The sequence below is a fragment of the Rhizobium sp. CF142 genome (assembly GCF_000281145.1).
Taxonomy (GTDB): Bacteria; Pseudomonadota; Alphaproteobacteria; order Rhizobiales; family Rhizobiaceae; genus Rhizobium.
Map to the genome: position 1 here is coordinate 86,701 of NZ_AJWE01000054.1, position 24,953 is coordinate 111,653.

The 24,953-nt window shown below is 60.3% G+C and carries 27 protein-coding genes and 2 tRNA genes; 16 read left to right on the plus strand and 13 right to left on the minus strand.

Translation table 11 applies throughout. The annotated features are described in order from the left end of the window. Positions 1–95 precede the first annotated feature (95 nt). Positions 96–782 (minus strand): ArsR/SmtB family transcription factor, encoded by a 687-nt coding sequence (locus tag PMI11_RS14080; protein WP_007818049.1) that lies wholly within the window; start codon positions 780–782, stop codon positions 96–98. Between the two features lie 72 nt (positions 783–854). On the opposite strand from PMI11_RS14080, the gene PMI11_RS14085 reads away from it, so the two are divergent. The 3 genes from PMI11_RS14085 to PMI11_RS14095 all read left to right on the plus strand — a co-directional run bounded on the left by PMI11_RS14085 (position 855) and on the right by PMI11_RS14095 (position 2,819). Then, the gene (locus PMI11_RS14085) at positions 855–1,184 is read left to right on the plus strand and encodes an NIPSNAP family protein (RefSeq protein WP_007818051.1); all 330 of its coding nucleotides are present in this window, start codon (positions 855–857) and stop codon (positions 1,182–1,184) included. Next, positions 1,181–1,540 carry an antibiotic biosynthesis monooxygenase family protein gene (locus PMI11_RS14090; protein WP_007818052.1) on the plus strand — a complete coding sequence of 120 codons (360 nt, stop codon included), beginning with the start codon at positions 1,181–1,183 and terminating at the stop codon, positions 1,538–1,540. Before PMI11_RS14085 ends, PMI11_RS14090 begins: the two co-directional genes overlap by 4 nt. 148 nt (positions 1,541–1,688) lie before the next feature. Beyond that, positions 1,689–2,819 carry a site-specific DNA-methyltransferase gene (locus PMI11_RS14095; RefSeq protein ID WP_007818054.1) on the plus strand — a complete coding sequence of 377 codons (1,131 nt, stop codon included), beginning with the start codon at positions 1,689–1,691 and terminating at the stop codon, positions 2,817–2,819. A 126-nt stretch (positions 2,820–2,945) separates the two neighbouring features. Here the strand turns inward: PMI11_RS14095 and PMI11_RS14100 are convergent, their stop codons facing one another. Genes PMI11_RS14100 through mutY form a run of 3 tightly spaced genes read right to left on the minus strand, consistent with a single transcriptional unit; the run spans position 2,946 to position 5,023 of the window. Further along, complete coding sequence (locus PMI11_RS14100; RefSeq protein ID WP_007818057.1) at positions 2,946–3,311, minus strand: nuclear transport factor 2 family protein; 366 nt, start codon at positions 3,309–3,311, stop codon at positions 2,946–2,948. A 3-nt stretch (positions 3,312–3,314) separates the two neighbouring features. Then, positions 3,315–3,929 carry an HAD family hydrolase gene (locus tag PMI11_RS14105; RefSeq protein ID WP_007818059.1) on the minus strand — a complete coding sequence of 205 codons (615 nt, stop codon included), beginning with the start codon at positions 3,927–3,929 and terminating at the stop codon, positions 3,315–3,317. A 2-nt stretch (positions 3,930–3,931) separates the two neighbouring features. Next, entirely contained in the window at positions 3,932–5,023 is a 1,092-nt protein-coding gene (gene mutY, locus PMI11_RS14110; RefSeq protein WP_007818061.1) for an A/G-specific adenine glycosylase, read from the minus strand. Between the two features lie 97 nt (positions 5,024–5,120). Between mutY and PMI11_RS14115 the strand changes: the two genes are divergently transcribed. The 6 genes from PMI11_RS14115 to ppdK all read left to right on the plus strand — a co-directional run bounded on the left by PMI11_RS14115 (position 5,121) and on the right by ppdK (position 13,724). After that, a complete protein-coding gene (locus PMI11_RS14115; protein ID WP_007818063.1) occupies positions 5,121–5,609 on the plus strand; it encodes a DUF721 domain-containing protein in 489 nt (162 codons plus the stop codon). Between the two features lie 69 nt (positions 5,610–5,678). Next, positions 5,679–5,954, plus strand: a complete 276-nt coding sequence (locus tag PMI11_RS14120) for a ribbon-helix-helix domain-containing protein (protein WP_007818065.1) — start codon at positions 5,679–5,681, stop codon at positions 5,952–5,954. Next, complete coding sequence (locus tag PMI11_RS14125; protein WP_244430571.1) at positions 5,917–6,243, plus strand: type II toxin-antitoxin system RelE/ParE family toxin; 327 nt, start codon at positions 5,917–5,919, stop codon at positions 6,241–6,243. The genes PMI11_RS14120 and PMI11_RS14125 overlap by 38 nt, the downstream gene beginning before the upstream one ends. Before the next feature lie 137 nt (positions 6,244–6,380). Beyond that, positions 6,381–7,079, plus strand: coding sequence for a DsbA family protein (locus PMI11_RS14130; protein WP_007818069.1), 699 nt, complete (start codon positions 6,381–6,383; stop codon positions 7,077–7,079). A gap of 78 nt (positions 7,080–7,157) precedes the next feature. After that, positions 7,158–10,616 (plus strand): chromosome segregation SMC family protein, encoded by a 3,459-nt coding sequence (locus tag PMI11_RS14135; protein ID WP_007818071.1) that lies wholly within the window; start codon positions 7,158–7,160, stop codon positions 10,614–10,616. Positions 10,617–11,057: 441 nt separating this feature from the next. Continuing rightward, positions 11,058–13,724 (plus strand): pyruvate, phosphate dikinase, encoded by a 2,667-nt coding sequence (gene ppdK / locus PMI11_RS14145; protein ID WP_007818073.1) that lies wholly within the window; start codon positions 11,058–11,060, stop codon positions 13,722–13,724. On the opposite strand, the gene PMI11_RS14150 is transcribed toward ppdK, so the two are convergent. Both PMI11_RS14150 and PMI11_RS14155 read right to left on the minus strand, forming a co-directional pair. Then, positions 13,718–13,993 carry a hypothetical protein gene (locus tag PMI11_RS14150; RefSeq protein WP_007818076.1) on the minus strand — a complete coding sequence of 92 codons (276 nt, stop codon included), beginning with the start codon at positions 13,991–13,993 and terminating at the stop codon, positions 13,718–13,720. The two genes, ppdK and PMI11_RS14150, sit on opposite strands and share 7 nt — an antisense overlap. A gap of 90 nt (positions 13,994–14,083) precedes the next feature. Continuing rightward, on the minus strand, positions 14,084–14,281 hold the full coding sequence (locus PMI11_RS14155; RefSeq protein WP_007818078.1) for a hypothetical protein: 198 nt from the start codon (positions 14,279–14,281) through the stop codon (positions 14,084–14,086). Between the two features lie 110 nt (positions 14,282–14,391). Between PMI11_RS14155 and PMI11_RS14160 the strand changes: the two genes are divergently transcribed. Then, the gene (locus tag PMI11_RS14160) at positions 14,392–14,637 is read left to right on the plus strand and encodes a hypothetical protein (protein ID WP_007818080.1); all 246 of its coding nucleotides are present in this window, start codon (positions 14,392–14,394) and stop codon (positions 14,635–14,637) included. Positions 14,638–14,743: 106 nt separating this feature from the next. Here PMI11_RS14160 and PMI11_RS14165 read toward each other — a convergent pair whose 3' ends face one another. Beyond that, positions 14,744–15,133: a hypothetical protein gene (locus tag PMI11_RS14165; protein ID WP_007818082.1), complete on the minus strand. Its 390-nt coding sequence runs from the start codon at positions 15,131–15,133 to the stop codon at positions 14,744–14,746. A 224-nt stretch (positions 15,134–15,357) separates the two neighbouring features. Here PMI11_RS14165 and PMI11_RS14170 point away from each other — a divergent pair, with 224 nt between their 5' ends. After that, positions 15,358–16,263 (plus strand): DUF1499 domain-containing protein, encoded by a 906-nt coding sequence (locus PMI11_RS14170; RefSeq protein WP_007818083.1) that lies wholly within the window; start codon positions 15,358–15,360, stop codon positions 16,261–16,263. 160 nt (positions 16,264–16,423) lie between these two features. Here the strand turns inward: PMI11_RS14170 and PMI11_RS14175 are convergent, their stop codons facing one another. From PMI11_RS14175 to PMI11_RS14185, 3 genes are read right to left on the minus strand one after another with little or no spacing between them, the layout of a single operon-like run. Further along, positions 16,424–16,879, minus strand: coding sequence for a thiol-disulfide oxidoreductase DCC family protein (locus tag PMI11_RS14175; RefSeq protein WP_007818085.1), 456 nt, complete (start codon positions 16,877–16,879; stop codon positions 16,424–16,426). 2 nt (positions 16,880–16,881) lie between these two features. Next, positions 16,882–17,796: an MBL fold metallo-hydrolase gene (locus PMI11_RS14180; RefSeq protein ID WP_007818087.1), complete on the minus strand. Its 915-nt coding sequence runs from the start codon at positions 17,794–17,796 to the stop codon at positions 16,882–16,884. Positions 17,797–17,798: 2 nt separating this feature from the next. Further along, complete coding sequence (locus PMI11_RS14185; RefSeq protein WP_007818089.1) at positions 17,799–18,095, minus strand: cupin domain-containing protein; 297 nt, start codon at positions 18,093–18,095, stop codon at positions 17,799–17,801. A 158-nt stretch (positions 18,096–18,253) separates the two neighbouring features. On the opposite strand from PMI11_RS14185, the gene PMI11_RS14190 reads away from it, so the two are divergent. Together PMI11_RS14190 and PMI11_RS35995 are read left to right on the plus strand one after the other, a co-directional pair. Then, positions 18,254–18,328, plus strand: a tRNA-Gln gene (locus PMI11_RS14190). A gap of 123 nt (positions 18,329–18,451) precedes the next feature. Then, on the plus strand, positions 18,452–19,417 hold the full coding sequence (locus PMI11_RS35995) for an HNH endonuclease (RefSeq protein ID WP_007818091.1): 966 nt from the start codon (positions 18,452–18,454) through the stop codon (positions 19,415–19,417). A 61-nt stretch (positions 19,418–19,478) separates the two neighbouring features. On the opposite strand, the gene PMI11_RS14200 is transcribed toward PMI11_RS35995, so the two are convergent. Continuing rightward, positions 19,479–19,889 carry a hypothetical protein gene (locus PMI11_RS14200; protein WP_007818092.1) on the minus strand — a complete coding sequence of 137 codons (411 nt, stop codon included), beginning with the start codon at positions 19,887–19,889 and terminating at the stop codon, positions 19,479–19,481. 261 nt (positions 19,890–20,150) lie between these two features. Here PMI11_RS14200 and PMI11_RS14205 point away from each other — a divergent pair. Together PMI11_RS14205 and PMI11_RS36475 are read left to right on the plus strand one after the other, a co-directional pair. Further along, positions 20,151–20,227: transfer RNA gene (locus PMI11_RS14205), tRNA-Pro, on the plus strand. Positions 20,228–21,170: 943 nt separating this feature from the next. After that, entirely contained in the window at positions 21,171–21,356 is a 186-nt protein-coding gene (locus PMI11_RS36475; protein WP_007818093.1) for a hypothetical protein, read from the plus strand. A 332-nt stretch (positions 21,357–21,688) separates the two neighbouring features. Here the strand turns inward: PMI11_RS36475 and yghU are convergent, their stop codons facing one another. Continuing rightward, positions 21,689–22,567 (minus strand): glutathione-dependent disulfide-bond oxidoreductase, encoded by an 879-nt coding sequence (yghU, locus tag PMI11_RS14210; RefSeq protein ID WP_007818094.1) that lies wholly within the window; start codon positions 22,565–22,567, stop codon positions 21,689–21,691. Between the two features lie 242 nt (positions 22,568–22,809). Then, on the minus strand, positions 22,810–23,475 hold the full coding sequence (locus PMI11_RS14215; RefSeq protein WP_037071336.1) for a GNAT family N-acetyltransferase: 666 nt from the start codon (positions 23,473–23,475) through the stop codon (positions 22,810–22,812). 106 nt (positions 23,476–23,581) lie between these two features. On the opposite strand from PMI11_RS14215, the gene PMI11_RS14220 reads away from it, so the two are divergent. Beyond that, positions 23,582–24,953: MocR-like pyridoxine biosynthesis transcription factor PdxR (locus PMI11_RS14220; RefSeq protein ID WP_007818096.1), on the plus strand; the 1,372-nt coding region annotated here is incomplete at its 3' end.

Consider the following 24,953-nt stretch of genomic DNA (forward strand, 5'->3'; position numbering starts at 1 on the left):
TCTTTATGCTCGCCTGTGACCCGACCGTATCAAATCTCGTGCATCTGCTCTTGCGTTGCGCAAAAATCTCTTACGAATATGCTGGTCACGCCTTGCTAGACTTCCAGCGGAAAGAGTTTCAGGAATTGCCGCTCGCCTTCGGGTGAAAAGATCACCGAGCGGCTTTCCGGCATCCGCCGCGCCCAGCCTTTCTCCATGAAACTCGCCAGCAGCGCCTTGCCAAGGCTGCCGGCGAGATGGGCGCGACGTTCACTCCAGTCGAGGCAGGAGCGGCAGAGCGGTCGGCGCGAGGATTTGAGGCTGCCGACATCGATCCCGATGCATTGCAGATCGCTCTCGCCCTTGGCCGTCACTGCAAGCCCGTCGCCGATGGCATCGATCGATCCCGATGCGACCAGGCTGTCCAGCATGCGCACGCCAAAATCGCCGGCGAGGTGGTCGTAGCAGATGCGCGCCTTGCGCAGCGCCGGATCCTTAGGGCCGGGCTGGTGGCGCAGATGCCCTCGGCTTGCCGCAAGGCCCATCATGCTTTCGATCAGCCGGGCCACGGCCTCGTCGGCCAGCGTGAAATAGCGGTGCCGCCCCTGCTTGCGTTGGGCAAGCAACCCGCCGGTTTCGAGCTTCGAAAGATGAGTGCTGGCCGTCTGCAGCGTGATGCCGCCGGCTGCCGCAAGCTCGGTTGCCGTCAGCGCACGACCGCCGGTCAGCGCCGCCAGCATGTTGGCACGCGCCGAATCTCCGATGAGCGCACCAATCTGCGCAATGTCGGGTCCTTCCTTCATACTTCGATCGTAACCGAAGCATTCTCGTACCGCAATGTGCGAAAACTCCTCTCACACGAAAGGAGAAAACCGATGATCACCTGCTTCATCCGCTACGAGATCGACCCCTTCCGCAAGGATGCCTTTGCCGAATATGCCCGCAATTGGGGACAGGCGATTCCAAGAAACGGCGCCGACCTGATCGGCTATTACGGCCCGCATGAGGGCTCGGCAACGACGGCTTACGGTGTCTACAACATCGAAAGCCTCGCAGCCTACGAGGCCTATCGCGCGCGGCTTACTGCAGATCCGCTCGGCCGGGAAAACTATGAATTCGCGCGTCGCGAACGCTTCATCCTGAAGGAAGACCGCATCTTCTTGAAGAATGTCTCGGCGCCTCATGCGAAGCTGGTACTGCCATGATCGCCGTCATCTTCGAAGTTATCCCCTATGTCGGCGAGCGCCATCGATATCTGGACCTTGCCGGCGAACTCAGGTCCGAGCTCGAAAAGATCGATGGTTTCATTTCCATCGAGCGTTTCGAGAGCCTGACGATGCGGGGCAAAATCCTCTCGCTTTCCTTCTTCCGGGATGAAGAGGCGGTGCGCGAGTGGGGTAACCTCGAAGCCCATCGGGCTGCGCAAAAGGCCGGCCGCAACGGCATTTTCGCCGATTATCGCCTGCGCGTCGGCCATATCGTCAGGGACTACGGCATGGTCGAGCGGGCCGAGGCGCCCGAAGACAGCAGGCAGGTCCACATGCCCTCGGCGGCGGAGTGAAATCGGGTCGGGCGCAGCCACGTATCCGCCTCTTTCTCATACGCAACCGGAATATTTTCCCGAAACGGGTCGGTGCTTCAGGCTTTGGTAACCAACTTGCGTAACCATAACGGACAGTTAAGCGTAAAGCGTATGAGTGAGTATCCACATGGCGTCTGTATTTCCGCTTGCCGACCTCAAGACTTCCGTAAAGCCGGGTTCTTGGGTCGACACGATCATCAAGGGTGATTGCGTTGCAGCCCTTGAGGCTCTTCCGAGCCAGTCCGTTGACGTCATCTTCGCGGATCCGCCCTACAATCTCCAGCTTGGCGGTACGCTGCACCGGCCGGACCAGTCGCTGGTCGATGCCGTCGATGACGAGTGGGACCAGTTCGCCTCCTTCGAGGCCTATGACGCCTTCACCCGTGCCTGGCTGCTTGCCTGCCGCCGCGTGCTGAAGCCGACGGGCACGATCTGGGTCATCGGCTCCTATCACAACATCTTCCGCGTCGGTGCCACGCTGCAGGATCTGAACTTCTGGATCCTCAACGACATCGTCTGGCGCAAGACCAATCCGATGCCGAACTTCAAGGGCCGCCGTTTCCAGAACGCCCATGAGACGATGATCTGGGCAAGCCCGAACGCCAAGGCCAAGGGCTATACCTTCAACTATGATGCCATGAAGGCCGCCAATGACGACGTGCAGATGCGCTCCGACTGGCTCTTCCCGATCTGCAGCGGCAACGAGCGCCTGAAGGGCGAGGACGGCAAGAAAGCCCATCCCACGCAAAAGCCTGAAGCATTGCTCGCCCGCGTCATCATGGCCTCGTCGAGGCCGGGCGATATCATTCTCGATCCCTTCTTCGGTTCGGGAACGACCGGTGCCGTCGCCAAGCGTCTCGGCCGCCACTTCGTCGGCATCGAGCGCGAGCAGGACTATATCGATGCGGCCTCTGCCCGCATCGCCGCCGTCGAGCCGCTCGGCAAGGCGGAACTGACCGTCATGACCGGCAAGAAAGCCGAAGCCCGCGTCGCCTTCAACGTGCTGGTCGAGAGCGGCCTCATCAAGCCCGGCCAGGTGCTGACGGATGAGAAGCGGCGCTACAGTGCCGTGGTGCGCGCCGACGGCACGATTGCCTCGGGCGGCGAGGCCGGCTCCATTCATCGCCTCGGCGCAAAAGTGCAGGGCCTTGATGCATGCAACGGATGGACCTTCTGGCACTTCGACGACGGGCAATCCCTGCGCCCGATCGACGAGTTGCGCTCCGTCATCCGCAGTGACCTTGCGAAGGTGGGTTGAGCAACATCCTCGCAAGGACAGGACCAGGCCTCTTCCGGTTTGTACCTCCAGTTACGGAAGACGCATAAAAGAAAGCCCGGGACCGAAAGGCCCCGGGCTTCTTACCATTAAAGCTAAGATCCTGCGTCAGAATTCCTGGTAATCGGTTACATCGACGCGCGTAACCTTGCCGTCCTCGTTGAAAGTGATTGTTTCCTCGCCTTCGCGGATCAGCGGCTTGCCGGTTTTGCTGTGCGTTGCGCGAACGGACCACACGGCACGGCCGGAGAGCGGCGTCAGCGTCTCGACCACAGAATTCTCCGCCGTCTGGTCCGGGTAGTCGTCGAAGTAGCGGCGGAATGCGGCCATGATCTCGGCCCGGCCGGCAAGGCTGCCGACGCCGTTGGAGACATAAGTCGCATCCTCGGCGAACCAGTTCTCGATTTCAGGAAAATCGAGATCGTTGATCGCGGTGTGGAAACGGTCGATGGCTGCTGCAGGGTCGAAGCTCATGGCTCAGGCCTTCAGTCCATAGGTGGCGAGATCGGCGCGCAGCTTGTCGGCGCCGGTAAAGAGCACGGCATTCCAGCCGGCAGCCTTCGCACCCTCGACATTGACAGGCGCGTCGTCGATGAAGATCGTCGCGGCCGGATCGAGGCCGAAGCTCCTGGTATGCGTTTCGTAGATCGCGATATCAGGCTTGATGAGGCCGACATCGCCGGAAACGGTGACGCCACGGGGCTTCTTGAGAAAGGCGAAGCGCTCCTGTGCCTCGCGGAACGTATCGGAGGCGAAGTTCGTCAGCATCGTCACATCCCGACCCTCGCTGATAAAGCCTTCCATGATTGCGACGCTGTCTTCGTAGGCATGTGGCACCATTTCGTGCCAGTTCCTGCGGAAGGCGCGGATATGCTCTTCGCGGGTCGGATGCTGCTCGATCAGCAATGCCTCGGCATCGGCCCAGGCGCGGCCGCGGTCCTGCTCGATGTTCCAGTCATGGGTGCAGACATTGGCGAAGAACCAGTTGCGCTCGGCCTCATCGGGAATGAGGCGGCTGAAGGGAATATGCGGATCGTAATGAATAAGAACTTTGCCAATATCGAAAACGATATGCTTGATGTCGTTTGCCATAATCATCCCTTGGCTGTTTTGAACGCGAGAGGAATAGCCGCTGCGATCGCTTTTTTCATGATAGTCGGCAGCGCCTGGGCTTCAAGATTTATAACCGGCTCCCACCAGCCGTCATCGATTTGAAGGCGATTGGCAATTGCCACGCGGAAGATCGAAAGCCTGAGCTCGAAATGGGTGAAGACGTGGGTGACGCTGCCGGCGCTCTCCCAGTCAGCCTTGAAAGGTGCCGCCTCGGCTGAGGTCTCGCCGTCCTGCCGTGCGGTCCATGCCGTTGTCGGAATTTCCGTCATGCCGCCGAGCAGGCCGCTTTCGACGCGCCGCCGAAGCAGGATATCGCCATCGGAGGTGACAGCCACGAAGGCCGCACCCCGCCGGATCGGCTTTTCCTTCTTGGCGGCCTTGACCGGAAACTGCTCGGGATCATGCAGCCTGAGTGCCTCGCACGATCCATTGAAGGGACAGAGCGAACAGGCCGGTCGCTTCGGCGTGCAGATGGTGGCGCCGAGATCCATCATCGCCTGGGCGAAATCGCCGGGCCGGTCGGCCGGCGTCAGCAGCGCTACCTTCTGGCGCATCAGCGGCTTGCCGGCTGGAAGCGGCGTGGCGATGGCATAGAGCCGTGAGATCACCCGCTCCACATTGCCGTCCATCACGGCCGCCTGCCGGTTGAAGGCAATCGCCGCCACTGCAGCCGCCGTATAGTCGCCGATGCCGGGCAGGGCTTTCAGGCCCTCTTCGGTGTCGGGAAAGATGCCGCAATGTTCGCCAGCAACGGCTTCGGCACATTTCTTCAGATTGCGCGCCCGAGCATAATAACCGAGCCCCGCCCAGGCGGCCATCACCGCTTCAACAGGCGCATCGGCGAGATCCGTCACCGACGGCCATTTCACCAGGAAATTGGCGAAGTAGGGTTTTACCGCCTGCACCATCGTCTGCTGCAGCATCACCTCGGACAGCCACACGTGATAGGGATCGGCCTTGACGCCGCGTTTGGCCATCGGCGGCGAAACCCGCCAGGGCAGGTCGCGATGATGACGGTCGTACCATTCGAGGAGAGGGAGGGCGGTCGGCGCGTCCGGTGTGCGTATCGTCATTATTTGCCGCGATCGGGGGAAGTGCTCTATACTTGGCGAAGCAATGCGGCGTGATCAAGCCGATGGCCTCGAATGGCTATCGCTTACCAAGGTTTCGATGAGTTATCCACGCAAAGATGGGAAGCAGATTTCCGAGCTGACGAACGGCATCATCGATCCCGTTCTCGCTCGCCGTGCCGGCATCAATAGCGCGCTTCTCGGCTCCTGGGACGAAATCGCCGGCGAGGACTTTGCCGATTGCACCCGGCCGGAAAAGATCGCCTGGGCCCGCGGCGGCGATGATGGCAGCTTCCGCCCCGGCGTGCTGACCGTTGCCTGCGAAGGCGCGCGCGCTCTTTTTCTGACCCATGCGCAAGGCGAACTCATCCAGCGCATCAACAGCTTCTTCGGCTTTGCCGCCGTCCACCAGCTCCGCATCGTCCAGAAGCCGGTCTACCAGCCGGTCAAACGCTCTCGCACGCCCCCGCCGCTGAAGGGCGAAGCCGCCCGCAAGCTGGAAGGCATGATGCAGGGCATAGAGGACGACAAATTGCGCCAGGCGATCGCTCGTCTGGGGACGGCAGTATTGGGTAAAAAGCCGAAATAACCTTCGCCATTCTGTTGGCAGCATCCGCGCCGTGTATTACACTGTAATAGATCGAAGCGAGGTCAAGCCATGCGTACCAGCAAGCCCATTACGGTCACACTCGGCAGCCAGCAGAAAAGTCTCGATACCCGGCTGGAATCGGGGGCTTACAGCTCCGCCAGCGAGGTTCTGCGCGCCGCTCTGCGGGCGCTGGATCGCGAAGATGACGCGATTAACGAGATCATGAGGCAGAAAATTCGCGAAGCGCTCGATGATCCACGTCCGGATATCGACGCAGAAACGGTTTTTGACCGTATAGAACAACTCCATGCCGAGCGCGGTGGTGTGGGCGGCAATGACGAATAAGGTCGTCTTTCGGCCAAAGGCTGAGGATGATCTTCTTGCCATATACGAGTTCATCGCCCGTGACAGCCCGGTCCGGGCTATCGAATTTGTCCGCAGGCTGAGAAGCCTCTGCACCTCACTGGAAACAATGCCTGAGCGTGGCGCGCTGCGCGATGATTTCGCGCCCGGCGTCAGAATTCTGGTCTTTGAACAGCGCGTTACGATCGCCTACCGCTTGCGGAACGGCGAGATACAGATAATCCGTCTCCTTTATGCAGGGCGAAACACTCCTTCTGCATTCCGGGAATGATTGATTTGTTCATTGATCTGCGGTTTCGTCTCGCGCAGGTCACAATTCTTTGAAGAAAGTTGGCGAAGCGTGCCTTGTTCGCGGCTTCTGGCCGTTATATCGCACAACTAGCTGCCACACTTGTTTATGGGGAACCCATGCGCATCTCTGAAATGCAACTGACGAAACGCCAGCTTCTGGGCGGTGTCGCCGCCGCAACCGCGTCCATGGCGGTATACGGTACGGCGCAGGCGCAGGCAGCTGTCGAAATCCCGAAGCCGGATGGCGATGTCGACATGGCCAAGGTCATGACCCCTGGCGCGCTGCCGGAAATGGCACTCGGCAAGACCGATGCCCCGGTCAAGATCGTCGAATACATGTCGATGACCTGCCCGCATTGCGCCCACTTCCACAACACCACCTTCGATACGATCAAGCAGAAATACGTCGACACCGGCAAGGTCGAGTTCGTCCTGCGCGAATTCCCCTTCGATCCGCGCGCTGCCGCCGCCTTCATGCTCGCCCGCTGCAACCCGCAGAAGCCTGAAGAGCTGGCAACGCCCGAGCAGTATTTCCCGATGGTCGCCATGCTCTTCAAGCAGCAGCAGGTCTGGGCTGCCGCCGATGACGGCCGCGCAGCGCTGCTGCAAATGTCGAAGCTTGCCGGATTTACTGAGGATAGCTTCACGAAGTGCTTGACGAACCAGAAACTGCTGGATGAAGTGAATGCCACGCGGGAACGCGGTTCCAAGGACTTCGGCGTCAACGCCACGCCGACGTTCCTCATCAATGGCAAGCGCTACTCTGGAGACATGCCGGTTGACACCATGTCGGCCCTCATCGACAGCCTCCTCTGATCCGTACCGTTTTGCGAAGGCGGGCGACGGCGAAAGCTGTGCGCCCGTTTTTTGTTTTGTGCAGCGTGAGGCTGCGGCATGAAGTTCAACAAGCTCCGCCTTGTCGGCTTCAAGTCTTTCGTGGAACCGACCGAATTCTTCATCGAGCGCGGGCTGACGGGCGTGGTCGGGCCGAACGGTTGCGGCAAGTCCAATCTCGTCGAGGCCCTGCGCTGGGTCATGGGCGAGAATTCCTACAAGAATATGCGGGCGTCCGGCATGGACGACGTGATCTTCTCCGGCTCGGGAAACCGCCCTGCGCGCAACACTGCCGAAGTCGCGCTCTATCTCGACAATGGTGAGCGTACCGCACCTGCCGCCTTCAACGATAGCGATGAAATCCAGGTCACCCGCCGCATCGAGCGCGAGCAGGGGTCGATCTATCGCATCAACGGCAAGGAAAGCCGCGCCAAGGACGTGCAGCTTCTCTTTGCCGATGCTTCCACCGGCGCCCGCTCTCCTTCCATGGTCGGGCAGGGACGCATTGGCGAGCTGATCGCTGCAAAACCGCAGGCCCGCCGCCAGTTGCTGGAAGAGGCGGCCGGCATTTCCGGCCTGCACTCCCGCCGCCACGAGGCCGAGCTTCGCCTGCGTGCCGCCGAAAGCAATCTGGAGCGGCTGGATGACGTCACCTCGCAGCTTGAAAGCCAGATCGAGAGCCTGAAGCGTCAGGCCCGCCAGGCAAACCGTTTCAAGACGCTCTCTGCCGATATCCGCGCCCGCGAGGCGATGCTCTTGCATATCCGCTGGGTGCAGGCGAAAGAGGCCGAAGCCGAGGCCGACAGCGCGCTCAACCAGGCAACCGTCGCCGTCGCCGAAAAGGCGCAGATCCAGATGGATGCGGCAAAGAATCAGGGCATCGCCGCCCTGAAGCTGCCCGAACTGCGCGAAGGCGAGGCGAGGGCGGCTGCCGCCCTCCAGCGCCTGCAGATCGCCCGCAGCCAGCTCGAAGAGGATGCCAACCGCATCCTGCGCCGCCGCGATGAGCTCACCCGCCGGCTGGCGCAACTTGCCGAAGACATCAGACGCGAGGAGCGGCTCGTCGCCGACAATGCCACGATCCTGGCAAGACTCGACGCCGAAGAGGCCGATATTGCTGAAATTCTGGCCGATTCCGGCCGCTATGCCGAAGAGACGCAGCAGGCTTTCGAAGAGGCCGCCGCCAAACTCGCCGACAGTGAGCGTATCTTCACCACCCTGACTGCAGAGCGCGCTGAAGCTGCTGCCGCACGCAATCAGCTGGAACGCGCCATTCGCGACCTCACTGATCGCAAGCTGCGGCTCGAACGTCAGATGGACGATGCCAATCGCGAACTCGCCGGCATCGAGCAGAAGATCGCAACGCTGCCCGACCCGGACGAGAAGCGGGCCATGGTCGAGGCGGGCGAAGTCGCCCTGGCCGAGGCCGAGACGACAATCCAGTCCGTTGAGCAGGCGCTTGCCAGGGCGCGCGAGACGGAAGCGCTTTCCCGTACCCCCGTCGAGCAGGCACGCAACAAGCTCAACGCGCTGGAAACGGAAGCCCGTACCATCCAGCGCATGCTGGCAGGTGCCGCGGCAGGCGAATTTCCGCCGGTTGCCGAAGAGCTGAAGGTCGATCGTGGTTTCGAGACGGCGCTCGGTGCCGCACTCGGAGACGATCTCGAATCACCGCTCGATCCGAACGCGCCTGCCCACTGGTCGGAAAACGGCGATGGTGCTGACGATCCGGCGCTTCCTGTTGGCGCTGAGCCTCTGCTGAACCACGTCCGCGCACCCGCTGCGCTGATCCGCCGCCTGCGCCAGATCGGTCTGGTAGCTGATGCCGACGCGCCGCGTCTGGTGAAGGAACTCAAGGCCGGCCAGCGCTTGGTCACCAAGGAAGGCGCCGTCTATCGCTGGGATGGCCACGTCGCCGGCGCGGACGCGCCGAGTGCTGCAGCCTTGCGCCTTGCCCAGAAGAACCGCCTTGCCGAGCTGGAAGGCGAGGCGGAGCTTGCCCGTGATGTTCTGGCCGAGGCTGAGGAGCGTCTTGCCGCCGCCACCGATAGCATTCGCGAGCAGGAGCGCCGGCTCACTGAAGCCCGCGACATGAACCGCTTGTCTGCCCGGCATCTCGCCGAGGCGCGCGAAGCGCTTGCCGCCGCCGAGCGTGCCTCCGGCGATCTCATTCGCCGCCGCGATGTCGTCGCCGAAGCCGTCAGCCAGCTGCAGGCGCAGCTCGAGGATGTCGCCTTCCAGGAAGAAAATGCCCGTATCGAGCTGGAGGATGCGCCCGACCTGACCGCGCTCGACGACCGGCTGCGCTTCCAGCAGGCCGAGGTCGCGACGGATCGCGGCGCCCTTGCTGAAGCCCGCGCCCGCCACGAGAGCCTGAACCGTGAGAACGACGCCCGCCAGCGCCGCATCGTCGCCATCGGCCAGGAGCGCGAGACATGGCGTCAGCGCGCAGCAAGCGCTGAAGATCATATCGCCACGCTGCGTGATCGCGAGGAGGAGGCACGCGAGGAAGCTGCCGAACTGGAAATGGCGCCCGACGAATTCGACGACAAGCGCCGCGCCTTGCTGACGGAGTTGCAGAAGGCCGAGGAAGCCCGCCGTGGCGCTGCCGATCTCCTGGCGCAGGCCGAGCTGCTGCAGCGCGACGCGGACCATAAGGCAGCGACCGCCCTGTCCGAACTTGCCGAAAGCCGCGAGCGCCGCGGCCGCGCCGAGGAGCGCCTCGTCTCCGCACGTGAGAAACGGCAGGAGAGCGAACAGCGCATTCGTGAGACACTGAACGTGCAGCCCCGTGAGGCGCTGCGCCTTGCCGACCGGCCGGGACTGCAGACCCTGCCGGATCCGCGCGAGGTCGAACGCGAGGTGGAGCGGCTGCGGATCGAGCGTGAGCGATTGGGCGCCGTCAACCTGCGCGCCGACGAGGAGCAGAAAGAACTTAGCGAGAAGTTGGAAGCGCTTATCAAGGAGCGTGACGACGTCATCGATGCCATCCGCAAGCTGCGCGGCGCGATCCAGAGCCTGAACCGCGAAGGCCGTGAGCGCCTGATCGCCGCCTTCGATGTCGTCAACGCCCAATTCCAGCGCCTCTTCACCCATCTCTTCGGCGGTGGCACAGCGGAATTGCAGCTGATCGAATCCGACGATCCGCTGGAAGCTGGTCTGGAAATTCTTGCCCGCCCGCCCGGCAAGAAGCCACAGACCATGACGCTGCTCTCGGGTGGCGAACAGGCGCTGACGGCAATGGCTTTGATCTTCGCCGTCTTCCTCACCAATCCCGCACCGATCTGCGTGCTGGATGAGGTGGACGCCCCGCTCGACGACCACAATGTCGAGCGCTACTGCAATCTGATGGACGAGATGGCGGCCTCCACCGAGACCCGATTCGTTATCATTACCCACAACCCCATCACCATGGCCCGCATGAATCGCCTCTTTGGCGTCACGATGGCCGAGCAGGGTGTTTCTCAGCTCGTCTCGGTTGATTTGCAGACTGCAGAGCGTCTCCGCGAAACGGCTTGAGGCGGCATTTTAATTAAAGACCAAAAAAGGTCACCCTGACATTGGGTGCGTACCCCATTTGGGTGATGCTCTTTTGCGCGCATTGCATTAGAAGTTGTTTTATCGCAACCGCGCCGTTACGGATAAGTAGCAATCGGTCGTTGTGATCTGTTGAATTTGCAATGCTGTCTTCGGGTTGGGGATAGGCCCCGAAGATCACAAGGCATAAGTGGACCCCCCGTCCGGTTTTCCTGGCCGGACGGAAACAAGGCTTTGCGGGACCGTTGTTGCAGTCCCGCAAAGCTTTTTTTGTGCGCCTTCGCTGTGCCTCATCCGTTTCAATCGTTTGATTTTGCATCCTGTCAGGGATTTATTGTGCGGCGCAACATTTCGCCGCATTTGTCGATTTTCATTTCAACACCAAGGGATTAAGCTGGTCCCCGAAATGGTGTTGGGGGGAAGATGACCAAGTGGGTCTATACGTTCGGCAACGGGCAGGCTGAAGGCCGGGCGCGAGACAAGGAGATCCTTGGCGGTAAAGGTGCCAATCTTGCCGAAATGTGCAGCCTTGGCCTGCCGGTTCCTCCCGGACTCACCATCGTCAGCGAAGCCTGCAGCACCTATTACAAGAACGGCCGCAAGATCGATCGAGCACTGAAGGAGCAGGTGCTGGCAGGCATTGCCGGTATCGAGGAGATCACCGGCCGTCGTTTCGGTGCGGGCAACCAGCCTCTTTTGCTCTCTGTTCGCTCAGGTGCCCGTGTTTCCATGCCGGGCATGATGGATACGGTGCTCAACCTTGGCCTGAATGACGAGACGGTGCAGGCGCTCGGCCATGATGCCGGCGACGCGCGCTTTGCCTGGGACAGCTATCGCCGCTTTATCCAGATGTATGCCGATGTCGTCATGGGGCTTGGCAATGACCTCTTCGAGGAAATCCTCGAGGACGAGAAGGGGCGCCTCGGCCACGAGTTCGATACCGAACTCAACGCTTCCGAATGGCAGCATATCGTTTCGCTCTACAAGGCGCTGATCGAGGAAGAGCTGGATGAGGCTTTCCCGCAGGACCCCGCGGTACAACTCTGGGGCGCTGTCGGCGCGGTGTTTTCCAGCTGGATGAGTGCACGCGCCGTTACCTACCGTCAGCTACACAATATTCCGGAAGCCTGGGGCACGGCGGTCAACATCCAGGCGATGGTCTTCGGCAATCTCGGCAATGCATCTGCCACGGGTGTCGCCTTCACGCGCAATCCCTCGACCGGTCAGAAGCTGCTTTACGGCGAGTTCCTCGTCAATGCACAGGGCGAAGACGTCGTCGCTGGCATCCGCACGCCGCAGAGCATCACCGAGGAGGGGCGTATAGCCTCAGGTTCCGAAAAGCCCTCGATGGAAAAGCTGATGCCGGAGGCCTTTGCCGAGTTCGGCCGCATCTGCAACGAACTCGAAGCCCATTACCGCGATATGCAGGACATCGAATTCACCATCGAGCGCGGCAGGCTCTGGATGCTGCAGACGCGTTCCGGCAAGCGTTCGACACGGGCAGCCATGAAGATCGCCGTCGACATGGTGGACGAAGGTGTCATCACCGAGGACGAAGCCGTCCTGCGCATCGAGCCATCGACGCTCGACCAGCTTCTGCATCCGACCATCGATCCCCGCGTTACCCGTCAGGTGATCGGCTCCGGCCTGCCGGCTTCGCCCGGCGCGGCCACCGGCGAGATCGTTTTCACGGCGGAGGAGGCCGTTGAGGCAGAGTCGGAAGGCCGCAAGGTCATCCTGCTGCGCGTCGAGACGAGCCCCGAAGACATTCACGGCATGCATGCCGCAGAAGGCATTCTCACCACGCGCGGCGGCATGACCAGCCACGCAGCCGTCGTTGCCCGTGGCATGGGCATCCCCTGCGTCGTCGGCGCCGGCACCATGCGTATCGACGCCCGCAACGAGCGGCTGATCGGCATTGGTGTGACGCTGAAGAGGGGCGACATCATCACGATTGACGGTTCCGCGGGTCAGGTGCTGAAGGGCGAAGTGCCTATGATCCAGCCGGAACTGTCGGGCGATTTCGGCCGTATCATGGGCTGGGCAGACCGCGCCCGCCGCATGACCGTGCGCACCAATGCCGACACGCCGGCCGATGCCCGTGCCGCCCGCTCCTTCGGTGCCGAAGGCATTGGGCTTTGCCGCACCGAACATATGTTCTTCGAGGGTGAGCGCATCCATGTCATGCGCGAGATGATCCTGGCGGAAGACGAGAAGGGCAGGCGGGGCGCGCTCGACAAGCTCCTGCCCATGCAGCGCGGCGATTTCACCGGCCTCTTCACCGTTATGCACGGACTGCCGGTGACGATCCGCCTTCTCGATCCGCCGCTGCACGAATTCCTGCCGAAGACCGACGCAGAGGTTGCCGAAGTCGCCTATGCGATGGGAATGGAGCCTTCGGCGCTGCGCCAGCGGGTCGATGCACTGCACGAGTTCAATCCCATGCTCGGTCATCGCGGCTGCCGCCTTGCCATCTCCTATCCTGAAATCGTCGAGATGCAGGCGCGCGCCATCTTCGAGGCGGCGGTTTCCGCAGCACAGGAAACGGGGGCCGCCGTCGTTCCCGAAATCATGGTGCCGCTCGTCGGTCTGCGCTCCGAGCTCGATTACGTGAAGGCGAAGATCGATGCTGTGGCACTGGATGTCATGTCGGAAGCCAGGATGCGCATCGATTATCTGGTCGGCACGATGATCGAGCTGCCGCGTGCCGCATTGCGCGCCCACGTCATCGCCGAGGCAGCCGAATTCTTCTCCTTCGGCACCAACGACCTGACGCAGACCACCTTCGGCATTTCACGCGACGATGCTTCGGCCTTCATTCCGACCTACCAGCGCAAGGGCATCATCGAGCATGATCCCTTCATATCCCTGGATTTCGATGGAGTAGGGGAACTGATCCGCATCGCTGCGGAGCGCGGCCGGCGCACGCGCAACGACATGAAGCTCGGCATCTGCGGTGAACATGGCGGCGATCCCGCCTCGATCCATTTCTGCGAAACGATCGGCCTCGACTACGTCTCCTGCTCGCCCTTCCGCGTGCCGATTGCGCGGCTTGCAGCCGCGCAGGCGGTGATTTCAGGCGCTCAGTGACGGTAGCGATAGTAGCGCGGATAGACGTAGGGTCCGTTCAGATTATAGGCCATGTCGGCCATCACCCAGTCGCTATCGTAGCGGGCCTGGGCGCGGCGGTCGAGATCGATACGCTGTAGGCAGTTGGCAAAGCCGTCCGTTCCGCGCTTGAAGCCGTAGCCGAGGCAGCTCTGTTCGTCGCGTGCCCGGCGCTCCTCGGGCGTCAGGGTCTGGCAGGCGGCAAGCCCGGCGGCCAGAACGGCAAGAAGCGGCAGAACATATGGGCGCATCGGTCTATTCCTTGAGCATGAGCGTCCGACCAAGAAAATCCATCTGCAAGGCGCCGTCAACCTGCCAGGCCCATCAACCAGACTGTGATATCAGGCCGCGCCCGCCGGGTCGCCTATCGGCAGCAGCGCCGGGTCAAGCGGCCGGCCTTCCGGGTTCTTCGTATCGCTCGGGTCCTGTGCCGGCGCCAGCGGCGGTTTTTCCTGAATGCGGCCAGGAATACCAGGGGTCGGCTGCGGGCCAAGCGGTGTCTCTGCGCCGGGCGTTTGAATCGGATCTCTTTTCGGCATGATTCGCCTCCTTCACTTGAGGAAGGAACGGCAGGATGCACGCTTGGTTCCACTTTCGCCGCCATGCATTCCTATGTAAGAGCAAAGACAGCAGCACTGGAAAGAGCACCATGGCGATCCGCGATCGATTCTCGAAGAAACTCACCTGCCCCCAATGCGGCAACAGCGGTTTTGCCGAAGCCTCCGAGATCGACGACGCCAAGCGCAAAACTCCCGACTTCAAGGTGGATCAGCTGCCGCGCGGTTTCTTCGTGCAGCGCCCTTCGGTCCATCAGGAAACATTCATGCTGAAATGCGAATGCGGCCGCAAGTTTCCTTTCCGCTCGCTGGCGGAAGCTGCAGCAGGCCGCGATTAAAGCGCGTCGCGCAAAACTGTGCAGCGGTTTTGCAATAACGACATGCGTAAAACAAAGAGCTAAAGCGTGGCGGGCGAATCCTGGAGATCGCGACACGCTTTAGAATTCAGATCCGCTCAAGAACCTCGATGAAGGCATCGGCGAAACGCACCAGATGTTCGGTATCCTCATCGGGCGCCTGCACGCGGATTTCCGTGCCGTTCTGGTCGAGCAGAGCCAGAACCACCCGCATCTTCTTGTCCGATGTCGGGATGCGCAGCACCGCGATTCGTCGGCAATCCTCCACGAGCCCCGCCGCTGGCAGGTCGAAGAGAAATTCGCCACGGGTTTCGGCAGCCGCCTTGCGCACCACCTCGCAGAAACCGGCTTCGCCATCCGCGTAGCCTTCCAGCGAAAGTTCGAGTTCGAGAAGTTCCAGTGGTAGCAGCGGCTCGGCGCGGTCGATGCCGCCAAGCGAGGAAGCTCGCTGTCTTTCCATCGTCTCGGATGAGATCATCTGTCTCTCCTGTTTCGTGGGACATGTATCAGACCCCGGCAGAATGGCCTTTTTACGGCATATCAGCAATAGCTTACGGAAGGAATGCCCTCAGACTTGGACCTTTGACGTGGATTGCGCAGGCAATGCTCAGACAAGAGTTTCAATTTAGACGAATCTTGCACTAGAAAAGTCGTTGGCAGCAGGTGCATCGATGCATCGCTGCCGACCAACTGGTAAGTTTGATGGCCATCCGTTTCGATCGTCCCGTTTCCAGCGCTGCCCGCTTTTCGCGGCACTTCGGGGCGTTTGCGCTTGTGCTTTCGGTGGCGGTGCTGATCGCCCATCGCTTCGGTGGGCTGGCGACACCCTATCTCATCCTGGTGCTGCTCGTTTCCGTCGGCTGCGCGATCCTCGCGACCCTATTGGCTGCTATCGGCCTTCGCAGCCTTTGGATGACCGGTGCCGAAGGCGGGTTGAATGCGCTGGCGGCACTCATCTACGCAGCTTTTCCGCTCGGCATCGGTGCCTTTGCAGCGGAGCGCTATTTCACTCTGCCGGCAATCTATGACGTGACCACGGATACGGCCACCGCACCTGACTGGCTGTCGACGCCGCAGGCAGACCAGATCTGGCTGCCGCGCGATCCCGCCGTTACATCCGGCGACCGCGAGAGGCAGCTCGTCGCCTATCCGGAACTTACCGGCCGCCGTTACGACGGTGCGCTCGACCGCGTTCTCGAAGCCGTCAAGAAGGTCGCCAAGCAAAACGGCATCACCATCACCAAGAGCGAAGGCGACACGACGCCCGGCCGCGAACTGGAAAACAAGCCAGTTCCGGCGCAGCCCGAAAGCGGTGTCGCCGATTCGCCCGATATCATTCCCGTGCCGACGCCGCGCCCCTATGAGGACGATGTGGCGAAGCTGATCCGCGGCGCCAATGGCGTGATCCTGCAGGGCACGACGCGCACCTTCATCCTCGGTCTGCGTTTCGACTTTATCATCCGTCTGCGCGAAGAGGCCGAAACCACCTTCGTCGACGTGCGCGTCGCCTCCCGCTATGGCCAGCACGATCTCGGCTTCAGCGCCGAAGAGGCCGAGCAATATCTCGGTGCCCTCGATTCCGAACTTCTGGGGATCGCGGGTGGGTGAGGTCTGGTGCTGCGGAGCAGCAGCAATCGATCCAGTGAATCGATTGCAAGACCGAACGCCCTGAGCCACGCGAAGGGCCGGGATACGGTGAGGCATAGTAAAACGCCTTAATCGCAAACGGGTCCGCTAGCCGCTACGACACAACGCTGTACCGCCAAACCTACCCCAGAAACCGCTCCCGCACCTCAGCCGTCGGCACCATGCAACTCTCCCGTCGCCCCGCTATCCTCAGCCTGTTCCGCGCAACAACGCCATAGGCGACATCCGCAATTCGCCGCGGCACGATCCGCAACATTCCTGCCAGAGCCCAGGGCAAACCAAGCCCCTCCAGCATACGGATCGTCGCATTGGATTTGTAATAGGCACGGCCCCTGTCGAGCAGCAGGTTGGTCTCATAGTCCCGCGTCTCCAGCCCGTAATGCCGATAGAGCGCCTCGCCGAGCGGCGTCTGGGCAACGATGAAGCGATAGCGTTTTTCCCTATCCCGCTTCAGCAGGAACTGCACCCAGCCGGAGCAGAAGACGCATTCTCCATCAAAGAGGATCAGCGGCTTGTCGTCCGCAAAAGCCGGCACGGAAGGGTCGTCGCGATAGCTGTAATCCGGATGCGCCGCCATCCTCAGCCTCCTGCCGATCGATAATGCGCAACGAGGGAAGGCGGCCTGTCGGCTGTTACCTCGCCGCGCTCCATCAACTCCTCGATATGCGCCAGCACCGAAAGGGCCGCCGCACCATGCAGCCGCTTATCGGTGTCGCGGTAGATCACCTCGACCATCCTGGGGATAGTGCTGTCCCCCGCCCGGATGCGCTCGATGATAGAGCGCTCCCGCAGGCGCCGATGCGTCTTCAATCCGCGCAGGAAAGGCGCAGGCGACGTCACCGGCCCTCCGTGGCCGGGCAGCAGCAGGTTGTCCTCACGGGCGATCAGCTTGTCGAGCGAGGCCATATAGTTGGCCATGGAGCCATCCGGCGGCGCCACGATCGTCGTTGCCCAGGCCATCACATGGTCGGCCGAAAACAGGATGCCGCTGCCCTCAAGTGCGAAGGTCGCATGATTGGCGGTATGGCCGGGCGTCAGCACCGCCGTCAGCGCCCAGCCATCGCCGGAAATCGTCTCTCCGTCGCCGATAGCAATGTCGGGTAGGAAATCCGCATCCGAGCTCTCGGCAAAGGGATTGATCTCTCCCTCGCGCAGCGGGCGCGAGTGGCGGTGGGGGCCTTCGCCAACCGTCAGCGCCCCAGTTTCCTGCTTTAACCGTTTTGCAAGCGGAGAGTGGTCCCGATGAGTATGGCTGACGAAAATATGCGTCACCTGCCGGCCGGAAAGCGCTGTCATCAGCGCTTGGAAATGCGCCTCATCCTCCGGCCCCGGATCGATCACGGCGACCGATGCGCCGCCGACGATATAGCTGTTCGTGCCGCGGAAGGTAAAAGGGCTCGGATTGTTCGCCGTCAGTCGCTGGATGCCCTCTGCGACCGGAACCGCCCGGCCGTAAGCCGGATCGAAGAAAAGATCGAAGTTCGCGCCGGACATGTCTATTTATATTCGATCTCGATGAAGGACATGGGCTGGTCGCCCGCATTGACGACATTATGCTCGGTGCCGGCCTCGCGGCGATAGGCAGCGCCCTTGGCAACATCCACCCGCCGGCTTCCCTCGGCATCCTCGATCAGGAACTGGCAATCGGTCATCGGCACGACTACATAGCCGAACCCATGCGTATGGACGCCGGTATCGGCACCCGGCTCGAAATCCCACTGGGTGATGCGCACGACAGCATCATCGAGGATCAGCGTCGCAAGCGCCGGCGGACGGGCGCGATATTGGCTCAACGGTGTCTCCATTGGCTGTGTCGATCGTTCAAGTCCTATCATGCCGGCGTGGCAGCGCATACAAATATGACGTCGCAGTGAACTTAGTGATTGTGGCGCAGACAGACCTTTGCTAATCAGGCCACGTTTTGGCGAAGCGGCATTCGCTTCAGCTCTGGTGGGGCGTAGCCAAGCGGTAAGGCAGCGGTTTTTGGTACCGCCATCCCCTGGTTCGAATCCAGGCGCCCCAGCCAATGTTTAGATCGTTGTACAAGAAGTTTGTTCATCTCATTCTGATCAACCTTCTTTTAGCTGTTGCACACCTAGATTGCGACCCATGAAAATTCAATTGAACGAATTCGAGAGGGTCTGGTTCGATGTACATCGAGATGTCGCTGGATATGACGCATGGCGGTGGATTGTGGTCATTCCCACTTTGCGTATGGGCCCCGACTAAAAAGGAAGACGGTGCGTCTTGGGCTTACTGGTCCAACATAGAGCTTGTTCGAAAGGATGACCTTATCCTGCACCTTCGGGGCAAGGACAAAGATGAAGCAGCGTTTATTGGATATTCGGTAGCAAGCGGAGACGGTTATAAGACCGAGGAGCGTCCCCCTTTTCCCGGCGACTGGAAGCACGCAAGATCATTTTACAGAGCGGACTTACATCAGTTCACGATGTTTCCCCGACCGATCACCTTAAAGTCTATCTTTGAAAAAAAAGAAAAAGAACTGCTTTCATATGTAGAGAAAAACAAAAAGAAAGCGACGAAGAAGAATCTTTTTTGCGTGAAGCAATCCGGAAAATTACAGCGTCAAAATGGTGGGTACCTTTCGCATGCAGATAGGGAGTTGATTGATATTTTATTTGATGAATTTGATGGAAATCATAAGTCTCCAAGCCAAAGGGTAAGAACAGGAGATGCGCTAAGACTAATTAACGATAGGCTTGGCCAACAACGTTTCAGCAAATTGATCAAAGCTTGTTACGGTTACAAATGCTGCTTCCCGGGATGCGATATCGACGATTCTCGTTTTCTCGTTGGTTCGCATATTGCTCGGTGGAGCGACAACAAAGAGCTTCGGGGAGATCCTGGTAACGGACTGTGCCTATGCCTCATGCACGATAGAGCATTTGAGCTGGGAGCATTCACTCTCGATGAGGCCTTTAGGATATTCGTCAGTCCGGCAGAGTCCAGTGGCGACCGAAAGGCCCTGGATTTAACTAGTTATCACGGGCAGAAAATTAAGATGGGCGTCGATAAACCCCTTGTAGAGGCGCTACGCGAACATTGGGACAGGACAAAACTGAATCCAGCCAACGCAACAGTCCCTCTCAAATAATTTAGAGGCCTGCCGATTTTCACCGGCAGGCCTCGATCAAGCCGCTCTCAAGCAGTCGAACTTACTTCTGTTCCGGCGCCAGGAATTCTGCGCAATAAGAAGAGCCATTCACGCCCGGAATATCGTTCACGGTGCGAATGTCGCGGATCGTGTAGTCGGAATTGGTGGTGATTTCGGCCTGGCAGCGCAGGTAAAGTGTGCGGGCCGCAGCAACCTGCTTGCCGCGCTTGCCATCCGCACCTTCGGCATATTTCGCGGGTACGCGCACCGTCTTGTAACCGCCCTTCCAAGTGTAGATCGTCGACGAGCCTTCGTCGCGGTCGCTGAGCGGCGGGCCATAGGCGGCAAAGAACTTGCCGGCCGACTGGCCGACCCAGCGTGCCTCGATCGGGTTGCCGGCAGAAGGTATGGTGGTGCATCCGGCAAGCGCAATCGCAAGCGTGGCGGCCCCGGTCATGGTGCGGAGTTTCATCGTATCGTCCCTGATATCTAGCCAGTGGCTGCGAAGCCGCCTTCGCGACGGTTTCGCCTGTCCCGTCAAGCCCTTTAGCCTGTAACCCGGCAAAAGAAAATTGCCACTTGGCCGCTTCTGAAGAATTTGCCGAGGGTGTGGCTTTTTGCTGCATGGTGGGCTGAAACGCCTTGTCACGAGCCTGTCAAAAATTCCCACGTCTTTTTGAATTTTGGTGCTTGCGCAACATAATAGGCCGGTCTATAGAGGCGCCGCTGGTCACGGAGTGTAGCGCAGTCTGGTAGCGCACCACGTTCGGGACGTGGGGGTCGAGTGTTCGAATCACTCCACTCCGACCAGCCGAAAAGCCCGCTTCTGCGGGCTTTTTTCTTTTCTGGCTTTGCTGCATGAAAATTCGCGGCAACGATTGCGGCAATGAATGGTCACTTCTTCCTCCCTGCGCGGCCAACGATGAATGCTGCATCGACATTTGCTTGATGATCGGGATGGGGATGGCCGTAGGTTTTCTCGAGCGTCTAAGGGTCATGCCTAAGTAGCCGGAAGCTTCCCACTATCGGCCGCGGCTTCGCATTAGCCAGGTGGCCGCCGTGTGTCGCAGCATATGCCTGACAATGCCTTCCACATCATCCCCAGCCCGCCCTCGAAGCTGCCGGCATTGTCTTCATCGACTCGAATGGCAACGGCCCCGGCGTTCGACCTCGCGACCCGGCTTGACCGCTCCATCTTCAATAGCTGCAGGACAGCGCGTTGGTCGGCCTGAAGCCCTGGCTACAGGCGGGATTCACGGAAGTCCTGGGCTGATATTGGAAATCGGCACGATTTGAAGTTTGGTGTGTCGTGCACGCCGAGGCTGGAGTGGTCAGCCCGATCAACGTAACGCCAATTATCAGTGTCCGAAATCTGCTCATCATGGTCACCTTCCCGTGGCAAAGCGCCTGAACGCAAAATGTCGCTCCCTCAGACGGATGCGAGAGCCATCACGAACACTTGACCGCTCCATTTCGCTTAATAACTTCTAACAGCGGCCCACTAACCCGCACATCACCACACTGAGGAGGCATGGAAAAATATGCTTTTGGCGTTCGCGCCGGCGGCAAAGGTCTCAACGCGTTTTGATGAGAGATTTTAGATGACTACTGAACCAGGCCTCTTTGGTCGCGAGGAAGCCGCTGGGTATTGCGATATTGCCCACCGATTTGAAATAGCCAAAACGTTAAATTTTAGATGTTGCTAACGAACAAATTGGCGCTAAGTTGGTTTCCTTCGGAGGAGGAAGCGTCAATGAAGAAGATGAACAATCGACAAGTTCGAATTCCCGGCCCGAAAGATCAGGATATCACCGAGCATTGCCGAAAATTCGGGATAAGCCCGGCCGAGGAGAAGAAGCTGAAGAAGCTCCTGGGTCATCGGGCGCCGCTCCATGAGATCCAGGCGAACGCTTCCACGCCTCAGCCGAAGTGGCGTTAGAGCGGAAGCTTTTTTCACTTGAGCTATGAATGTGATTGTTGGCGTCAGCCCACTCTGACATGGCCAAGAGATTTTCCCAGATGCTTGAAATAAAAAGCCCCGCCGGTGGCTTTCGGCGGGGTAGATGGGGAAAGCTCTCCGAAAGGTGGCAGGAGAGCTTAGGCATTTCAGCAAGACTGGAAGAATGAGGCGAGGGCACTTTTGCCGGATTCGGTACAGTTCGCTTAAAAACCCATAATTTTTAGTGGGAAAATTTGCGATTTCGGCCTGGCGCCGTTTTTTGGCAAGGGCAGGCACGCCGTCGTAACGGCGAGCCTGCCTTTCTGATGTCGTCAGCCGACGGCCTGCAGCTTGTCGTGTGTCTTCGTATCGAAGTCGCTGGCATCATGGCGTTCGTGAAGCTGGCTGGAGGGCTCACCGCTGACGCGGTTGACCATGCGGCCGCGCTTGACGGCGGGTCGCTCGCCGATCAGGTCGGCCCAGCGCTTCATGTTCTTGTATTCCTGCACCTGCAGGAATTCCGCGGAATCACCATACATCCAGCCTTTCACGAGGCCGCCATACCAGGGCCAGATCGCCATGTCGGCGATGGTGAACTCGTCGCCGGCGATATATTCGCTTTCGGCGAGGCGCCGGTCGAGTACGTCGAGCTGGCGCTTGGTTTCCATGGCGAAGCGGTTGATCGCATATTCGATCTTCGTCGGCGCATAGGCATAGAAATGGCCGAAGCCGCCGCCGAGATAGGGCGCGCTGCCCACCTGCCAGAACAGCCAGGAGAAGCATTCGGCGCGCTTGGCCGGGTCGGTCGGCAGGAAGGCGCCGAATTTTTCCGCGAGATAGGTGAGGATCGCGCCGGATTCGAAGATGCGCACCGGCTTTTCGCCGCTGCGGTCCATCAGCGCCGGGATCTTGGAGTTCGGGTTGACCTCGACGAAGCCGCTACCGAACTGGTTGCCATCGCCGATTTTGATCAGCCAGGCATCATATTCCGCGCCGCTGTGGCCAAGCGCCAGCAGCTCTTCGAGCATGATGGTCACTTTCACGCCATTCGGTGTTCCCAGGGAATAGAGCTGCAGCGGGTGGCGCCCGATCGGCAGTTCCTTGTCATGCGTCGGCCCGGCAATCGGGCGATTGATGCTGGCGAACTGGCCGCCGCTTTCCTTGTCCCAGGTCCAGATCTTAGGGGGCGTATAGTCGGACGAACTGGTCATATGAGCTCCTGACAGAATAGCTTCGTGCTTTGCGTGAAAGGCCCAACCCTTAACCTCAATTGGGACCCATGAACATATTGGTAGCAATGAAGTTATTGTCATCGGGGCGGCGGCTTTTTAATTGCCGCCGCTCAAAGCATGTCGCGCAAAAGTGTGCAGCGGTTTTGCGGTAACGACATGGGAAAACAAAGTCTAAAGCGTGACAAGCGCATCTGAAAGATCGCGGCACGCTTTAGATCGCGTTAGAAGCTGAGCTTGCTCTTCTGCTGTCCCTCGGCATCGAAATTCTCGGGCACAAGCCATGCCTCATAGCCGGCCTTCAGCTTCGGCCAGTCGCTGTCGGTCATGGCAAACCAGGCAGTGTCGCGGTTGCGGCCCTTCTGCACCATGTGCTGTCGGAAAATGCCCTCGAAGGCGAAGCCGAAGCGTTGTGCTGCGCGCTTGGACGGTTCGTTGAGATTGTTGCACTTCCATTCGAAGCGCCGGTAGCCGAGCGTGTCGAAGACATAAGCGGCGCAGAGATAGAGCGCTTCGGTCGCAACGCGCTTGCGGGCGATATCAGGTCCCCAGAGGATATTGCCGATCTCGATGACACCATTGGCGGTATCGATGCGCATCAGTCCCTGCCGGCCCTCGGCGCGTCCCGTTGCCTTGTCGATGACGGCAAAGAACAAAGGGTCTTCACTTGCGACTGATCTTTCCAGCCAGGGCGTGAAGGCTGCCATATCAGCAGGTGCTGCTTCGAAGAGATAGCGGAAGCGGTCCTCCGCGCCCGGCTGCTGCGCCGAGCGGAGCAGATCGGCGCCGTGCTTTGCGGCATCCAGCGGTTCCAGGCGGGTGTAGCGGCCTTCAATCGGGGCGCGGGCAGGGCGGGCAACGCCCTTCCAGTTGGCGAGATCTTTTGTCATATCCGTCATTCCATTGAACTTATGCATTGAACTCCGACTGCTCTTGCCTTGCAAATGGACTGGAGTAAAAGTCCAGTTTTGAACTTTCTGGCAGACCAGTTGACGCATGACATCGGCACCCACATGGCTGAGCCTCGATCGAAACGGCGGTGACCTGGCCGGCCAGATCTATCGAAGCCTGCGCGACCGTATCCTGCTCGGCCAGCTTCCGGCCGGCCATAAGCTGCCCTCAACCCGTGCCTTTGCGGCTTCGCTCGGTGTTGCACGCTCCACGGCGGTAGAGGCCTATGAGCGCCTGAGATCCGAAGGTTATATCGAGGCGTCTGCCGGTGCTGCGACGCGGGTTGCCGCGCTTGAACGCATGCGACCCGAGCACCAAAGGGACGACCGTGTTCCCGTTGAGGAAAAAAGATCGGACCAGCCTTCCTATCGTGGCCTGTTCCGGCCCGGTGTGCCCGATGTATCGGATTTCCCGCATGCCGCCTGGAGCCGTCATCTTGCCGCACGCAGCCGCTCGCTGCGCATCCATCACCTCGGCTATGAGAACCCGACTGGTATCCACGAGCTGCGCGAAGCCATCCTCGAGCATATCTCGGCGACGCGCGGCGTGGTCGCCGGACCGGAGCAGGTCATGATCATGCCCTCCACGCGCGCGGCGATCGACATGCTGGCGAGAGCCATGCTGAGAAGGAGCGGACGCAAGACGGCATGGATGGAGGATCCCGGCTACCCTGCTGCCCGCCTGCTGCTCGGCGATGCCGGCGCCGACATCGTGGCGGTTCCCTGCGATGAGCACGGCATCGACGTATCGAAGGCGGAAGGCCCGCAGCCGGCGCTGATCTATGTGACGCCATCCCATCAATATCCGACCGGCGCCACGCTCAGCCTGCCGCGCCGGCTGGCGCTGCTGGAGGCGGCGCGGCGTCACGAGAGCCTTATCGTCGAGGATGATTACGACAGCGATTTTCAATATGGCTCGCGGCCGATCGCCGCCTTGCAGGGCATCGACAGGGCGGAGGTCGTGGCTTACGTCGGCACCTTCTCGAAGGTGCTGGCACCAGGACTGCGTGTCGCCTATGCGGTCGTGCCGCGCTGGCTGGTATCAGAGGCCTCGGAGGCACTGCATCGCAGGGGCGTTGCCGTCTCCACCCATATCCAGGCGGCACTTGCCGATTTCATCAATGAGGGCCGTCTGCGTGCCTATTTGAGGCGCATGAACCAGCAATATGCCGAGCGCATGGCCCGGACGATCGGGATGCTGGAGAACCATTTTGGCGGAAGGCTTTTCATTTCAGGCGGCAATGGCGGACTGCAGCTTGCGGCCTGGTTTCGCGATGAGACGGTGGATGACCGTGCGGTCGTCGCGAAGGTGAATGCATCAGGATATGGTCTGATGCCGATGTCGGGTTTCTTTATCGGCAAATCTGCCACCGGCATTCTCTTCGGTATCTCACAAGCGGAAGCGGCTGGCGTTCAAA

What these genes read in the sequence shown, in the direction of transcription:
- PMI11_RS35995 (WP_007818091.1), top strand. Translation starts at nt 18,452, where the DNA reads ATGTACATCGAGATGTCGCTGGATATGACGCATGGCGGTGGATTGTGG.
- PMI11_RS14100 (WP_007818057.1), bottom strand. Translation starts at nt 3,311, where the DNA reads ATGAGCTTCGACCCTGCAGCAGCCATCGACCGTTTCCACACCGCGATC.
- PMI11_RS14200 (WP_007818092.1), bottom strand. Translation starts at nt 19,889, where the DNA reads ATGAAACTCCGCACCATGACCGGGGCCGCCACGCTTGCGATTGCGCTT.
- PMI11_RS14105 (WP_007818059.1), bottom strand. Translation starts at nt 3,929, where the DNA reads ATGGCAAACGACATCAAGCATATCGTTTTCGATATTGGCAAAGTTCTT.
- PMI11_RS14175 (WP_007818085.1), bottom strand. Translation starts at nt 16,879, where the DNA reads ATGGCGGCGCATCCGGATTACAGCTATCGCGACGACCCTTCCGTGCCG.
- PMI11_RS14215 (WP_037071336.1), bottom strand. Translation starts at nt 23,475, where the DNA reads ATGACAAAAGATCTCGCCAACTGGAAGGGCGTTGCCCGCCCTGCCCGC.
- PMI11_RS14180 (WP_007818087.1), bottom strand. Translation starts at nt 17,796, where the DNA reads ATGTCCGGCGCGAACTTCGATCTTTTCTTCGATCCGGCTTACGGCCGG.
- PMI11_RS14115 (WP_007818063.1), top strand. Translation starts at nt 5,121, where the DNA reads ATGAGTTATCCACGCAAAGATGGGAAGCAGATTTCCGAGCTGACGAAC.
- PMI11_RS14080 (WP_007818049.1), bottom strand. Translation starts at nt 782, where the DNA reads ATGAAGGAAGGACCCGACATTGCGCAGATTGGTGCGCTCATCGGAGAT.
- PMI11_RS14095 (WP_007818054.1), top strand. Translation starts at nt 1,689, where the DNA reads ATGGCGTCTGTATTTCCGCTTGCCGACCTCAAGACTTCCGTAAAGCCG.
- PMI11_RS14125 (WP_244430571.1), top strand. Translation starts at nt 5,917, where the DNA reads ATGCCGAGCGCGGTGGTGTGGGCGGCAATGACGAATAAGGTCGTCTTT.
- PMI11_RS14090 (WP_007818052.1), top strand. Translation starts at nt 1,181, where the DNA reads ATGATCGCCGTCATCTTCGAAGTTATCCCCTATGTCGGCGAGCGCCAT.
- yghU (WP_007818094.1), bottom strand. Translation starts at nt 22,567, where the DNA reads ATGACCAGTTCGTCCGACTATACGCCCCCTAAGATCTGGACCTGGGAC.
- PMI11_RS36475 (WP_007818093.1), top strand. Translation starts at nt 21,171, where the DNA reads ATGAAGAAGATGAACAATCGACAAGTTCGAATTCCCGGCCCGAAAGAT.
- ppdK (WP_007818073.1), top strand. Translation starts at nt 11,058, where the DNA reads ATGACCAAGTGGGTCTATACGTTCGGCAACGGGCAGGCTGAAGGCCGG.
- PMI11_RS14155 (WP_007818078.1), bottom strand. Translation starts at nt 14,281, where the DNA reads ATGCCGAAAAGAGATCCGATTCAAACGCCCGGCGCAGAGACACCGCTT.
- PMI11_RS14135 (WP_007818071.1), top strand. Translation starts at nt 7,158, where the DNA reads ATGAAGTTCAACAAGCTCCGCCTTGTCGGCTTCAAGTCTTTCGTGGAA.
- PMI11_RS14150 (WP_007818076.1), bottom strand. Translation starts at nt 13,993, where the DNA reads ATGCGCCCATATGTTCTGCCGCTTCTTGCCGTTCTGGCCGCCGGGCTT.
- PMI11_RS14170 (WP_007818083.1), top strand. Translation starts at nt 15,358, where the DNA reads ATGGCCATCCGTTTCGATCGTCCCGTTTCCAGCGCTGCCCGCTTTTCG.
- PMI11_RS14085 (WP_007818051.1), top strand. Translation starts at nt 855, where the DNA reads ATGATCACCTGCTTCATCCGCTACGAGATCGACCCCTTCCGCAAGGAT.
- PMI11_RS14165 (WP_007818082.1), bottom strand. Translation starts at nt 15,133, where the DNA reads ATGATCTCATCCGAGACGATGGAAAGACAGCGAGCTTCCTCGCTTGGC.
- PMI11_RS14160 (WP_007818080.1), top strand. Translation starts at nt 14,392, where the DNA reads ATGGCGATCCGCGATCGATTCTCGAAGAAACTCACCTGCCCCCAATGC.
- mutY (WP_007818061.1), bottom strand. Translation starts at nt 5,023, where the DNA reads ATGACGATACGCACACCGGACGCGCCGACCGCCCTCCCTCTCCTCGAA.
- PMI11_RS14120 (WP_007818065.1), top strand. Translation starts at nt 5,679, where the DNA reads ATGCGTACCAGCAAGCCCATTACGGTCACACTCGGCAGCCAGCAGAAA.
- PMI11_RS14130 (WP_007818069.1), top strand. Translation starts at nt 6,381, where the DNA reads ATGCGCATCTCTGAAATGCAACTGACGAAACGCCAGCTTCTGGGCGGT.